Source organism: Microbacterium sp. Root61 (genome assembly GCF_001427525.1).
GTDB lineage: Bacteria > Actinomycetota > Actinomycetes > Actinomycetales > Microbacteriaceae > Microbacterium.
On record NZ_LMGU01000001.1, the window covers coordinates 1,883,144 to 1,895,927 of the forward strand.

Annotated in this window: 11 protein-coding genes; 3 read left to right on the top strand and 8 right to left on the bottom strand. The window is 69.0% G+C overall.

Annotated features, from left to right (window positions below; translation table 11 throughout):
- Window positions 1-211: 211 nt before the first annotated feature.
- Window positions 212-1,219 carry a LacI family DNA-binding transcriptional regulator gene (locus ASD65_RS09175; protein ID WP_056221482.1) on the bottom strand — a complete coding sequence of 336 codons (1,008 nt, stop codon included), beginning with the start codon at window positions 1,217-1,219 and terminating at the stop codon, window positions 212-214.
- Window positions 1,220-1,521: 302 nt separating this feature from the next.
- On the opposite strand from ASD65_RS09175, the gene ASD65_RS09180 reads away from it, so the two are divergent.
- Window positions 1,522-2,583, top strand: a complete 1,062-nt coding sequence (locus ASD65_RS09180; protein WP_056221487.1) for an LLM class flavin-dependent oxidoreductase — start codon at window positions 1,522-1,524, stop codon at window positions 2,581-2,583.
- Window positions 2,584-2,629: 46 nt separating this feature from the next.
- Here the strand turns inward: ASD65_RS09180 and ASD65_RS09185 are convergent, their stop codons facing one another.
- Genes ASD65_RS09185 through ASD65_RS09195 form a run of 3 tightly spaced genes read right to left on the bottom strand, consistent with a single transcriptional unit; the run spans window position 2,630 to window position 5,936 of the window.
- Window positions 2,630-3,838: an MFS transporter gene (locus tag ASD65_RS09185; RefSeq protein WP_056221490.1), complete on the bottom strand. Its 1,209-nt coding sequence runs from the start codon at window positions 3,836-3,838 to the stop codon at window positions 2,630-2,632.
- Window positions 3,835-5,430 (bottom strand): class I adenylate-forming enzyme family protein, encoded by a 1,596-nt coding sequence (locus ASD65_RS09190; protein WP_056221493.1) that lies wholly within the window; start codon window positions 5,428-5,430, stop codon window positions 3,835-3,837. Before ASD65_RS09190 ends, ASD65_RS09185 begins: the two co-directional genes overlap by 4 nt.
- Window positions 5,431-5,438: 8 nt before the next feature.
- Window positions 5,439-5,936 carry a MaoC/PaaZ C-terminal domain-containing protein gene (locus ASD65_RS09195; RefSeq protein WP_156378822.1) on the bottom strand — a complete coding sequence of 166 codons (498 nt, stop codon included), beginning with the start codon at window positions 5,934-5,936 and terminating at the stop codon, window positions 5,439-5,441.
- 99 nt (window positions 5,937-6,035) lie between these two features.
- Between ASD65_RS09195 and ASD65_RS09200 the strand changes: the two genes are divergently transcribed.
- Window positions 6,036-6,665 (top strand): TetR/AcrR family transcriptional regulator, encoded by a 630-nt coding sequence (locus ASD65_RS09200; RefSeq protein WP_056221499.1) that lies wholly within the window; start codon window positions 6,036-6,038, stop codon window positions 6,663-6,665.
- Between the two features lie 22 nt (window positions 6,666-6,687).
- Here ASD65_RS09200 and ASD65_RS09205 read toward each other — a convergent pair whose 3' ends face one another.
- A complete protein-coding gene (locus ASD65_RS09205; protein WP_056221502.1) occupies window positions 6,688-7,095 on the bottom strand; it encodes a Rid family hydrolase in 408 nt (135 codons plus the stop codon).
- 29 nt (window positions 7,096-7,124) lie between these two features.
- Window positions 7,125-8,093 (bottom strand): prephenate dehydratase, encoded by a 969-nt coding sequence (gene pheA / locus ASD65_RS09210; RefSeq protein WP_442922451.1) that lies wholly within the window; start codon window positions 8,091-8,093, stop codon window positions 7,125-7,127.
- A 165-nt stretch (window positions 8,094-8,258) separates the two neighbouring features.
- On the opposite strand from pheA, the gene pgm reads away from it, so the two are divergent.
- Window positions 8,259-9,899: a phosphoglucomutase (alpha-D-glucose-1,6-bisphosphate-dependent) gene (gene pgm, locus ASD65_RS09215; protein WP_056221508.1), complete on the top strand. Its 1,641-nt coding sequence runs from the start codon at window positions 8,259-8,261 to the stop codon at window positions 9,897-9,899.
- Between the two features lie 22 nt (window positions 9,900-9,921).
- Here the strand turns inward: pgm and ASD65_RS09220 are convergent, their stop codons facing one another.
- Both ASD65_RS09220 and ASD65_RS09225 read right to left on the bottom strand, forming a co-directional pair.
- Complete coding sequence (locus tag ASD65_RS09220) at window positions 9,922-11,274, bottom strand: NAD(P)-binding domain-containing protein (protein WP_056221511.1); 1,353 nt, start codon at window positions 11,272-11,274, stop codon at window positions 9,922-9,924.
- A 244-nt stretch (window positions 11,275-11,518) separates the two neighbouring features.
- Window positions 11,519-12,640 (bottom strand): glycerate kinase, encoded by a 1,122-nt coding sequence (locus ASD65_RS09225; protein ID WP_235566646.1) that lies wholly within the window; start codon window positions 12,638-12,640, stop codon window positions 11,519-11,521.
- Window positions 12,641-12,784 lie beyond the last annotated feature (144 nt).

Consider the following 12,784-nt stretch of genomic DNA (forward strand, 5'->3'; position numbering starts at 1 on the left):
CCTCTGCCGCCTGGCCTTCTCTGGTGAGGACGTCACTGTCCACGGAACTCCTCGTCGTCGGGGTGTGGAGCCAATGTAACTTTTCCGACGAAAGTTCGCAAGTACTGAACTACTAATAGCAAGATCGCGATTTCGTAACGGTCGCGCCCCGCCTCCCGATGATTCGCGGCGCGCCGAACAGCGCGGTCTCACGACCGACGGCCAGCGCGGCTCAGGAGGCGATCGGCCCCGTGGAGGCCCGCAGGACCAGCTCGGGCTCGAAGAGCAGCTCGTCGCCCGCCTCGGTCGTTCCCGAGATCTGCGACAGGAGCAGCTCGATGACGGTACGGCCCATCGACTCGATCGGCTGTCGCACCGTGGTCAGCGGAGGCTCGGTGCAGCTCATCAGCGCGGAGTCGTCGAACCCGACGACGCTCACATCGGCCGGCACGCGCAGACCGCCGCGACGCGCCGCGCGGACGGCGCCCAACGCGAGCGGGTCGCTGGCGCACACGATCGCGGTCGCACCGTTCGCGTAGAGACGGGTTGCCCCGGCCTGCCCCGACTCCAACGAGTAGAGGCCGCGCACGATCAGAGAGTCGTCGAGGGGAGAGCCCAGCCGGTCCAGCACCCGGCGAGCGGCCGCCAGCTTGCGCTGCGAGGGGATGTGATCGTGCGGGCCCATGAGCATGCCGATGCGTCGATGCCCGAGCTGATGCAGGTGGAGGATCGCCTGCTCGGCGGCAGCCGCGTCATCCGTGGAGACGGTCGCGAACGCGAGCTCGGGGATCCGCGCGTTCACGAGGACCGTGGGCAGATTGACCTGGCGCAGCCGTTCGTAGTGTTCGTGCGCGGCGTCCGCCTGGCTGTAGTTCCCCCCGAGGAAGATGACACCCGAGACCTGCTGCTGCAGGAGGAGATCCACGTAGTCGGACTCGGTGATGCCACCGGCGTTCTGCGTGCAGAGCAGCGGCGTGTAGCCGTTCTGGGCCAATCCACCCCCGATGATCTCGGCGAGCGCCGGGAAGATCGGGTTCTGCAGTTCGGGGAGCACGAGCCCCACCAGACGGGCGCGCTCACCACGGAGCTTGGTCGGTCGCTCATAGCCGAGCACATCCAGGGCTGTGAGCACCGCCTGACGCGTGGCATCCGAGACACCGGCCTTGTCGTTGAGCACACGACTGACGGTCGCTTCGCTCACTCCGACCTTGCGGGCCACTTCTGCGAGGCGCTTGGACATGACGTCAGTGTACGCAAGAACTTGCGAAATCTCGCAAGTTGTTCGCAGCCATCGACGCTTGAAAGCGGGAGGGACGCCGCGCACGCCGCAAGCAGCAATGCCTTCCCCCAGTGCGACTGCTGCCTCGTCGACGCCCCACACGCGCGCACGCGTTCTGCGCGGCATCCCCCATCCCGCTCCCGGATCCGCCTTGCGGGCACATCCCTTCGCAACGCTAATGTCCCCCACACATGTGTGAAATGGACTTGAGTCCCCTGTCGGCCGACGGAATATCGCACGGCCGGTCACGCTTGTCACTGAGGATGACTGAGCTCACCGCCCCCGCCCTGTCCGTCCTGGATCTCGTGCCGGTGCGCGCGCAGCAGACGAGTCGGGATGCCGTCGCGGCATCGCTCGACCTCGCCGCGCACGCCGACCGCCTCGGGTATCGCCGGTACTGGTTCGCCGAGCACCACAACATGCCCTCGGTCGCGTCGACGACTCCCCCGGTGCTGATCGCGGCCGCCGCCGGACGCACGCAGCGGATCCGCGTCGGCTCCGGCGGCGTCATGCTCCCCAACCACTCGCCGTTGATCGTCGCCGAGCAGTTCGCGGCGCTCGAGGCGATCGCGCCGGGTCGCATCGACCTCGGCCTCGGTCGGGCGCCGGGCAGCGACCCGGTCATCAGCCGGTTGCTGCGGATGGCGGGCACCACGAGCGACGTGGAACGGTTCCCCGACCACGTCAGCGACATCATCTCGCTCGTCTCGCCCGACGGCGCCACGGTCCGGTACACCACCGGTGGCGAGTACGCCGTGCGCGCGACCCCCGCCGCGACCACGACGCCCGAGGTCTGGCTGCTCGGCTCGAGCGACTACTCGGCCCAGCTGGCGGCATCCCTCGGCCTGCCGTACGTGTTCGCGAACCACTTCTCCGGCGAGGGCCTCGAGCGCGCGCTCGAGCTGTACCGCACCGGATTCCAGCCGTCCGAGACCCTCGCTGCGCCGCGCACGTTCTTGACGGTCAACGCGGTCGCCGCACCGACCCTCGAAGAGGCCGAAGCGCGCTCCCTCCCCAACCAGCGGATGATGGCGCGGCTGCGGACGAACCGTCCGATGGTCCCGATCGAGACCGTCGAAGAGGCGATCGCCGGGGCCGGTGACTTCGACGCCCTCGCCGAATCGGTCATGGCGTCGGCACGCGCGAAGTGGTTCGTGGGGACCGGGGCGGACGTGGCATCCGCTCTGTCGACGTTCGCTGCGAAGCACGGCGTGGACGAAGTGATGATCTCGCCGATCGCGGGCTCCTACGACGGAGAGCCGATGGATGCCGCACCCGGACGAGTGCAGACGCTCGAACTGATCGCGGCGGCACTGGCGGGCTGACCCGCGAGCGGGGGGAGCGGCGCCGCCCGCCGCTCCCCCCGCTGCGTCAGTGCGCGGCGGGTGCCGTCGTGGCCTCCACGCGTCGGCTGAGGTTGCGGGCGCTCAGCAGGATCACGACCGCCAGGACGACCGAGATCAGGTAGGCGATCCGCATCGAGCTCAGGTCGGCGACCGGGCCGATCACCGCGGCTCCGAGCAGGAAGCCCACGTAGGTGAAGGAGTTTGCCCGCGCGACGGCGACACCGCTCTGGTCGAGGCTTCCCGCTGCGGCGAACGCAAGCGGAGCGATCACGCACAGCCCGCCGCCGGCGAGGAAGAAGCCGATCAGGGCGACCGCCGGGACCGGCGCCACGACGACGGCGATCATGCCGACCAGCGCCATCAGCGCGGAGACCTGGATGACACGGGTGGCCGTGAACCGGCGGATCAGCCGATCGGCGCTCAGGCGTCCGATCAGCATCGCCGCGCTGTAGCCGCCGTACGCCAAGGCGGCGATGCTCTCCGGCGCGAGCAGGGTGTCCTTCACGAAGACCGACCCCCAGCTGGAGATCGACGACTCGATGAAGTACGCCGAGGTCAGGACGACGCCGATCCCGATGACGGGGCGCCACGGTACCCGCACGCGCAGCGAACCCTTCTTCGCACGATCCGCCCCCGCGCCGCCGACGCGGGCATGCACCAGCGCACGCCCGGTGACCAGCAGGATCGGAATGAGCACGATCGCCTCGATGCCGAAGAACACCCACAGCGGCAGCCCCGCATGCGCCGTTCCTGCGGCGGCGAGCGAAGCCACGATGCCCGCGGTGCTGTAGATCGCATAGAAGGCGACGACGATGCTGCGTCCGTACCGGACCTGCAGCGACACCGCCTTCATGTTCATCGTCGCGTCCACGACGCCGAAGCCGACGCCCATCACGACCCAGGCGACCAGCAGCGTGCCCAGGTTCGGGGCGATTCCGATGCCGACGAGCGCGACCAGTTCGGCGATGATCGCGATCCGCAGCACGATGTCGCTGTGCACGCGCTGGACGACGCTGCCGGTGACGAGCGTCGCGACACCGGCCAGGAGAGGCAGCGCGAGAGTGAGCAGCGCGAGCGTGGTGTCGGTGAACTCGAACCGCTCCTTGATTGCGGGGAGGCGCGCGAAGAGCGACCCGAAGCCGAGGCCCTGCGCGAAGAACACGACGAACAGGCTCACCCGAGCGCGTCGCATCCCTTCGGTGATTGTGGTGGCGACCGGGGTGGCTGTGCTCATGGTGTGTGCTCCAAGGGGACAGGGCTCGACGGTGAGCCTGCGGACGACGCCGAGCGGGATGCCCGACGCCGCAGCTCCTGCTTGTCGACCTTGCCGACCGGCAGAAGCGGGAGATCGTCGACGATGACGAACTCCTTGGGGACCTTGTAGTTCGCCAGGTGCGCGCGGCTGAATTCGCGCAACCCTTCGGCGTGCGGCAGACGTCCTGCCGCGGCGACGACGTAGGCGACGCCCACCTCGCCGAACATGTCGTCGGGCCGACCGATCACGGCGGCCTGGGCGACGTCATCGTGGGACTCGAGGCACAGCTCGATCTCCCGAGGGTAGACGTTGTAGCCACCGGACTTGATCATGTCGGACCGGCGTCCGACCAGGCGGAGGTTGCCGTCCGCACGCACCACGCCGATGTCACCGGTGCGGAACCATCCGTCAGCGGCATAGGCATCCGTCGTCGCCTCCGGGCGGCCGAAGTACTCCACGAAGAGCCCCTCGTGCCGCACCTGCAGTTCGCCCTGCTCACCGGGCGATACTTCGCGATCATCGTCACCGATGAGGCGCACGCGCATGCCGGGATCGAATCGCCCGACGGTGTGCGCGAGCACCTCGTCGGTGGCGTCGGCGTCGGTGAACGTGATCGACGCGGTCGTCTCGGTCATGCCGTACACGGTCATCAGCCCGATGCCGCGCTCGCGATACACGCGGATGACGTCGATCGGCAGCGGGGCGCCGCCCCAGACGATCCATCGCAGGCTGCTCAGGTCGCGGGTCGCGAAGTCCGGGTGGATGGTCAGCAGCTGCAGCACCGTGGGCACCGTCATCAGATTCGTCAGCCGGAGGGTCTCGATGCACGCCAGCATCTCGGCCGGATCGAACTGCTCCAGCAGCGCGAGCATGCCGCCGGCCACGAGCGTGGTGCCGGTGAGGTCGGCGATACACGCGACGTGATTGATCGGCAGGTTGCACGGCACCCGCGGCGCATCGATGCCGAGCACCTCGGCTTCGACGACGGATGCGTAGACGAGACCGCGGTGGCTGAGCACCGCCCCTTTGGGTGTACCGCTGGAGCCGGAGGTGAACACGATCACCGCCGCGTCATCGGCGGCCGCCGCATGGTGCGGAAGCGCTCTGCCGTCCGGGAGGACGGCCAGTGCGCCGGTTGCAGGCCCGGCGTCGAGGCGATAGGCGCCGGCGACGTCGTACTCCTGCGCCAGCAGCGCGATGTCGTCGTCGTACGCGCGACCGTCGACCTGCGCGAGGGAGAGGATGACCCGCGGCCGGGAGTCGGCGATCACATGAGCGAGCTCCCGATAGGTGTACTTCGGATTCAGGCCGACCCACACCGCGCCGATCCGCCCTGCGGCGAGCAGCGAGATCAGGTACTCCGGACGCGGCGTGCTCAGCACCGCCACGCGATCCCCCGCGACGACGCCGGTAGAGGCCAGCGCCGCGGCCAAGGCGTCCACGCGCTCGCGCAGAACCCGATACGACAGCGTCACGCCGTCGTGCCACACGGCGTCTGCGTCAGGCCGCTCGACGGCGTGCAGATCGAGGTAGTCCGCGAACGTCGTCAGTCGCGGCAGTGAGAGGGTCATCCGGCAGCTCAGTCCTGCGTGGGGACGACGTCACGCCCGTCGTCGCGGGTCGCGTACAGGCAGACCCAGCGGGCGACCATCGCGGGCTTGTCCTCACCCTCGATCTCGATGGTGTTGTCGGTCTTCACCAGCCATGTGCCGTCGCCGCGGGCCTCGGCCTCCACGAGCACGGAGACGCAGCGGATGCGCTGCCCGACGAAGACGGGGTGCGCGAAACGCACGCGATCCAGCCCGTAGTTGAAGCCGTAGATACCCTCGCCCGACAGCGGGCTCTCGTTGAAGTGGAACGAGGTGAGCATGCTCAGCAGCAGGAAGCCGTCCACCAGCGTGGCGCCGAGCGGGTTGTTCTTGCTGGCGGTGAGGTCGGTGTGCGCGGGGTCCAGGTAGGTGGCGACGGCGAACTGACCCAGGTGCTCGGAATCCACCGACATCCAGGGCGACTCGAAGAATGTGCTTCCGACGTGCTCGACGATCGTGGGCAGGGGCATCGTTCGGCGCTGCGACACGCTTCCTCCAAAAGGTAAGTAAGTATTTGCTTTAGTCTGTCTGGTGACGGTTCCCCCGTCAATGGTCGACTTCTTCCCCGGGATGCGAGGATGTGCAGGATGCCGAAAGAAGACGTTGTCCCCCGTCGAGAGCCGCAGCAGGCGCGCGGCCGCGCCGCCGTGTCGGCGATCCTGAGTGCGACGAGCGAGCTGCTGGAGGAACAGGGCCTCGACAGTCTCACCACCTCCGCGATCGCGGAGCGCGCCGGGGTGAACATCGCGACGCTCTATCGCTACTACCCGAACAAGTTCACGATCGTGCGGGAACTGGCCGAGAGCCTGGAGCTCGAACGGTCGGATGTCTCGATCGCAGCACTGCAGGAGCTCTCGTCCGACTCCGACTGGCGGATCCCGGTGCGGGAGGCGATCGACGCCGTCGCGAGTCTTCGCCGTGCCCGGCCCGGCGCGCGCGCCATCCGTCGTGCCCTCCAGTCATCTCCCGCACTGTGGGACCTCGATCACGACGTCGTCGTGCGCACTGCGGATGCCGTCGCCCCGTTCCTGCGCAGGGTCAACCCGTCACTCACCCCCACGGATGCGCACGATGTCGCCCTCGTGGTCGTCAGCACGGTGACGCGGCTGCTCGACCTCGTCAACGACGCACCCGATCAAGCGCCCGGCGTGCACACACAGACGCACCTCATGATCGAGCGCTACCTGGCGCCCTACCTCGACGTCGCGCGGGCCTGACGCGACGTCAGCGCGGGGTTCCTCAGTCCACGAGCGCCGCGACGGCCTCGATCTCGACGAGCTGGTGCTCGTAGCCGAGGACCGTGACGCCGAGCAGCGTGCTGGGCACGTCGTGCGCTCCGAAGGCGTCGCGCACGACCTCCCACACCGCGCCGAGATCGGCCCGATCCGACGAGGCGACGAGCACCCGCGTGCTGATGACGTCCTCCAGCGTGGCGCCGGCATCGGCCAGCGCCCGGGTCATGGTGTCGACGCACGCGGCGGCCTGGCCGACGTAGTCTCCGATCGCGGCCGTAGTGCCGTCGTCGTCGAGCGGGCACGCTCCGGCGAGGAACACCAGGCGGGCGTTGCTCGGCGCCGTCGCCGCGTAGGCGTACTCGGCCACATCGGAGAGGGTCGCGGAACGGATGAGGGTGACGGCGCTGGGCATGCCGGAATTCTCGCAGACCCGCGATCGCCCTACTGTTCGGGGGCCCCGCTGATCAGTCCGCGCAACCAGTCGCGGGCCTCGACGAACACCTCGTCGGAGTAGCGCTCGGGGTAGTGCACGACGGCGCGGTCCGCCCGCGGGTAGGACCCGAGGAAGGTGACGCCCGGGCTGAAACGACGCAGTCCGAGGAGCGCGTCGGCCATCCGCTCGTCCTCGATGTGGCCGTCGGCATCGATGATGAAACGGTACCGACCGAGGGCGTCGCCGACCGGCCGCGAAGCCAGCAGCGACAGGTTGATGCCGCGGGTGGAGAACTGCTCGAGCATCTCGAGGAGCGCGCCGGGGTGATCATCGGGCAGCTCGGCGATCAGCGAGGTCTTGTCGGCGCCGGTGGGCGGCAGCGGCGCTGTGGTGCGGCTGACCAGCACGAAGCGCGTGACGGCGTCGGGGTTGTCGCCGATGTGCTCGGCGAGCAGCTCGAGGTCGTGGTGCTCGAGGATGCCGGGCGGAGCGATCGCGGCATCCGCATCACTCGTCCCGTCCAGCAGCCCGACGGCGCTCGCGACGTTGCTGGAGGCCGGGATGTGCGCGTGGGCGGGCACCGTCTGCGAGAGCCATTGCAGGCACTGCGCGTAGGCCACGGGATGGGCCGCGATGACCGAGACGTCCTGCAGCCGCGCGCCGGGACGCCCGACCAGGACGAAGTTGACGGGCACCAGGTACTCGCCGACGATGCGCAGACCCGGAATGGTCGCGAGTGCGTCCTGTGCCGTGGAGACGCCGCCGTCGACCGAGTTCTCGATCGCGATCATCGCGGCATCGGAGCGACCCTCGATCACGTCGGCGAGCGCTTCGCCGACGTTGCGCACCGACGTCCAGCGCTGTCCGCGGGCTTCGGGCACCTGCGCGAGTGCTGCTTCGGTAAAGGTGCCGGCCGGACCCAGATAGCTGTAGGTGCGTCGGAGCGGTTCGGCGGGCTCGAATGTCACGGTGCTCAGCCTAGCCGCGTTCACAATTCAGTCTCCGCGCGAGCCCAGGCGTGGACCGCCCGCGCAATTCCGCGGTCGTTGTGCCGCCGTGGACATGGGCGGACTGAATTGCGAACGGCACACCATCGCGACGATCCGTGCGCGAGGCGCCGAACACGGGGCAGACTGGGAGTCATGAGCCGCGCAGGATCTCCCGCCGAACCATCCGACCTCATCGACATCGATGAGCTGATCGCCGCGTACTACGACCTCAGACCGGATGCCTCGGTGCCCGAGCAGCGGGTCGCGTTCGGCACCAGCGGGCATCGCGGGTCCTCGCTGTCGACGAGCTTCAACGAGGAGCACATCCTCGCAACGACCCAGGCGATCGTCGACTACCGCACGGCGCGGGGCATCGCCGGGCCGCTGTTCCTCGGCCGCGACACGCACGGGCTGTCGCTGCCGGCCGAGCGCAGCGCCGTCGAGGTGCTGGTCGCCAACGGGGTGGACGTGCGCCTGGATTCCCGCGACTCGTGGGTGCCGACGCCGGCGCTCAGCCACGCGATCCTCACCTACAACCGCGGTCGCGCACTCGATGACCCGGGTCGCTCCGACGGCATCGTGGTCACACCGAGCCACAACCCGCCGCGCGACGGCGGCTTCAAGTACAACCCGCCGAACGGCGGCCCCGCCGACACCGACGCGACCGGATGGATCGCCGACCGCGCGAACGCGCTGATCGCCGGCGGCCTCGAGGGCGTGCGCCGCACCCCGTTCAAGGACCTCGACGCCGACGCGCTCGGGACGTACGACTTCCGCGACGCGTACGTGCGCGATCTGATCCACATCATCGACATCGACGCGATCCGCAAGGCCGGGGTGCGCATCGGCGCCGACCCCCTCGGCGGTGCATCCGTCGAGTACTGGGCGCTGATCGCGGAGGTCTACGGGCTGGACCTGACCGTCGTGAACCCGGACGTCGATCCGACCTGGCGGTTCATGACGCTGGACTGGGACGAGAAGATCCGCATGGATCCGTCCTCCCCCTCGGCGATGGCCTCGCTCGTGGCCCGCCGCGACGAGTACGACATCCTCACCGGCAACGACGCCGACGCCGACCGCCACGGCATCGTCACGCCCGACGGCGGGCTGATGAACCCGAACCACTACCTCGCGGTCGCGATCGACTACCTGTTCTCGCATCGCGACGGCTGGCCGGCAGATGCCGCGATCGGCAAGACGCTCGTCTCGTCGATGATCATCGACCGCGTCGCCGAGTCGCTCGGCCGCACGCTGCTCGAGGTGCCCGTCGGGTTCAAGTGGTTCGTGCCCGGGCTGCTGGACGGCTCGGTCGCGTTCGGCGGCGAGGAGTCCGCCGGAGCATCCTTCCTGCGCAAGGACGGCGCGGTCTGGACGACCGACAAGGACGGCATCCTGCTATGCCTGCTCGCGGCGGAGATCCTGGCGGTCACCGGCAAGACCCCGTCGCAGCGCTATGCCGAGCTCGAGGCCCGATTCGGGGCATCCGCCTATCAGCGTGTCGACGCTCCCGCGACGCCCGCGCAGAAGGCGCTGCTCGGAAAGCTGTCGCCGGATGCCGTGACCGCGGTCGAGCTGGCCGGCGAGCCGATCACCGCAAAGCTGTCGCACGCGCCCGGCAACGGCGCCGCCATCGGCGGGCTCAAGGTGCAGACCGAGCACGCGTGGTTCGCCGCGCGCCCGTCCGGCACGGAGGACGTCTACAAGCTGTACGCCGAGTCGCTGCGCGGCCCAGACCACCTCGCCGAGGTGCAGGCGGAGGCGCGCGCGGTGGTCACGGAGGCGCTGGGCGGGTAGCCCACCGCCTCCGCGGCTCCGGTCACTTCGTCTGGGCGCCCTCGGCGTTCACGAGTCCGTCGAGTTCGTCGGGCTCGGGGTCGGACAGGTAGCGCTCCAGGCTGTCGTCGAGTTCGGCGATCCACGGGGTGTGGTGCACGACCGCCATCGTGCCGGTCATCACTGAGGGGTACACCTCGTCGCGATAGCCGAGGATGTTCTCCTGCTTGTCGTGCTTCCACTCCAGGAAGATGCGCACGACCTCGTCGAGGTCGAACATCGGGTAGTCGGTGAGCTCGATGAGGTCACGGATGTAGTCGGCTTGGAACCGGATCTCGTCGGCGGGACCGTTGAGCTCGGCGAAGCGCTCGAGCCACGCGTCGATGTGGCGGCGCTGCGCCTCGGGTGTGGGCAAGGGCACCTCGCCGAGGATGACGTCGCGCACGAACCAGGCCTGCGCGTCGAACATGTTGAAGGTGAACCACTGGTCCTGCGCACCGAGATAGAAGAGCTTGTTGTTGGCCTCGGAGACGACGCCGCGGTAGAGCGTGTCGGGGTACAGGCAGTTGGGCGAGTCCAGGGCGAGATCCGAGGGCAGGAACGGGTAGTGGTGCAGGTAGCCCGTGCACAGCACGACCGCGTCGAAGTCGCGGCTGGTGCCGTCACTGAAGTGCACGGTCGACCCGTCGAAGCGATCGACCAGCGGCACCTCCTGCATGCCCTCCGGCCAGTCGAAGCCCATCGGCTTCGTGCGGTAGCTGAGCGTGACCGAGCGGGCGCCCATCTTGTAGGCCTGCACGCCGATGTCTTCGGCCGAATAGCTCGCGCCGATCAGCAGCACGTCCTTGTCGGCGAAGGCCTCGGCCCCGCGGAAGTCGTGGGCGTGCTGCAGGCTGCCCGTGAAGGTCTCGATGCCGTCGAACTCGGGCACGTTCGGGTAGCTGAAGTGGCCGCTGCCGACGATGACGTGGTCGAATTCGCTCGTCTCGGTGGTGTGGGCGACGAGATCTTCCACGGTCACGCTGAACTTCTGCGTCTCCTCGTCGAACTGCACCCAGCGCACAGACGTGTTGAACCGGACGTACTTCTTGACGTCGCTGTGCTCGACGCGCCCGTTGATGTAGTCCCACAGCACCGCACGCGGCGGGTATGAGGAGATCGGGCGACCGAAGTGCTCGTCGAAGGTGTACTCGGCGAACTCCAGCGCCTCCTTCGGACCGTTCGACCACAGGTTGCGGTACATGCTCGAGTGCACCGGCTCGCCGTTGCCGTCGCTGCCCGTCCGCCAGCTGAAGTTCCACTGACCGCCCCAATCGTCCTGCTTCTCGAAGCACACGATCTCCGGGATGTCCCGACCGGTGTCTCGAGCGGCCTCGAAGGCTCGCAGCTGTGCCATCCCGCTAGGGCCGGCTCCGATGATTGCGACGCGTGAAGTCAAACCGTTTCCTGTTCCGGCCGTCGGCCATTGAGCAACGTCAGCTGCAGAAGCGGGCCTTTTGCGCACCGAGCACTCTGACGTGATGGTTCGCTGTTGCACCAGTCGCAGAACAATTTTCGCAACACTATTGCGCAACAGTGGCACCGCGTGGTAAAAGCGGCGCCGTCCTCTACCCTAACATGCGGGCCTGTGAGGGCGCAGGTCAGAGCATCGCGCCGAGCGCGGATCCGGCCTCCCCGAGCCACCGCGACGCGTCGCCGAGCGCCGCGTCGGAGCTCCCGGCGAGATCGGTGAGCGAGACGGTCGTGATGAATCCGTCGGTAGCGGCGTCCGTCGCGATCCGGCCCGCGACCAGGGCCACCGGCACGCCTTCTTCGGCCGCGATCTTCGACACGTAGGAGGGCACCTTGCCGCCGGCGGACTGCCCGTCGAACGATCCTTCCCCCGTGATGACGACGGATGCCGCGGCCACCGCGTCGCGCAGACCGATGAGCTCCGCCACGGCTTCGGCTCCGGGCACGAGTCGCGCGCCCCATGCCAGCAGTCCGAATCCTGTTCCCCCGGCGGCGCCTGCTCCGGGCGTGGCCGGATCGACGTCCAGCAGTGCGGCCAATCGCGCCAGTCCGGCATCCAGCAGGGCGATGTCGGCGACCGATGCCCCCTTCTGCGGCCCGAACACCGCGGCCGCGCCACGCCGTCCGAGCAGCGGATGGGTGACGTCGGTGAGCACGGTCACTCCGCCCGGGGGCATGGCCGGCAGCCCCGAGAGGTCGACCGCGGCGAGGTCGGCGAGTCCGCCGCCACCGTCCGCGATCGGGTGGCCCGCGGCATCCGTCCACCGCGCTCCGAGAGCCGCCAGCATCCCGGTGCCGCCGTCGGTCGATGCGCTCGAGCCGATGCCCACGACGATGCGCGAGACGCCATGCTCCAGCGCGGCGGCGATGGCCTCCCCCAGCCCGCGCGTGTGCGCACCGAGCGGATTCAGGCGCGGCGGGGCGCCGAGCAGCTCGATTCCCGAGGTGTTCGCGAGTTCGACGATCGCGGTGCCGGCGGGCGCGCCATCGGTCGGCGGAAGCAGGAGCCAGGAGGCTGCGACCGGCACACCCTCCGGACCTGTGACGGTCACCGGGACGCGTTGGGCACCGGGCACTGCCGCCTCGAATGCGTCGAGGGTGCCCTCGCCGCCATCGGCCATCGGTCGCAGCACGACCTCGTCGCCGGGGCGAGCCTCGAACCAGCCGCCGCGGATCGCGTCCGCGGCGGCGGCTGCGTCGATCGATCCCTTGAACGAGTCGACGGCGATGACGACGATGCGCTGGGTCACGGACGGCACCTCCCTCCGGCATCATGGCAGGCCCGCGTCCGTGCTTTCCCGGGGAACGCCGCGTCGACCGTCGAACTGCGCGTAAACGCGCGTCACGATGCGTTGACAGCGGGCACGACACGCGGCTAGCGTTGAGATAGTAAA

Bases quoted from the DNA above. Each gene is read 5' to 3' on its own strand.
- ASD65_RS09190 (WP_056221493.1), bottom strand. From the start codon at position 5,430: ATGACCCTCTCACTGCCGCGACTGACGACGTTCGCGGACTACCTCGAT.
- ASD65_RS09180 (WP_056221487.1), top strand. From the start codon at position 1,522: ATGACTGAGCTCACCGCCCCCGCCCTGTCCGTCCTGGATCTCGTGCCG.
- ASD65_RS09185 (WP_056221490.1), bottom strand. From the start codon at position 3,838: ATGAGCACAGCCACCCCGGTCGCCACCACAATCACCGAAGGGATGCGA.
- ASD65_RS09205 (WP_056221502.1), bottom strand. From the start codon at position 7,095: ATGCCCAGCGCCGTCACCCTCATCCGTTCCGCGACCCTCTCCGATGTG.
- ASD65_RS09220 (WP_056221511.1), bottom strand. From the start codon at position 11,274: ATGGCACAGCTGCGAGCCTTCGAGGCCGCTCGAGACACCGGTCGGGAC.
- ASD65_RS09200 (WP_056221499.1), top strand. From the start codon at position 6,036: ATGCCGAAAGAAGACGTTGTCCCCCGTCGAGAGCCGCAGCAGGCGCGC.
- ASD65_RS09175 (WP_056221482.1), bottom strand. From the start codon at position 1,219: ATGTCCAAGCGCCTCGCAGAAGTGGCCCGCAAGGTCGGAGTGAGCGAA.
- pgm (WP_056221508.1), top strand. From the start codon at position 8,259: ATGAGCCGCGCAGGATCTCCCGCCGAACCATCCGACCTCATCGACATC.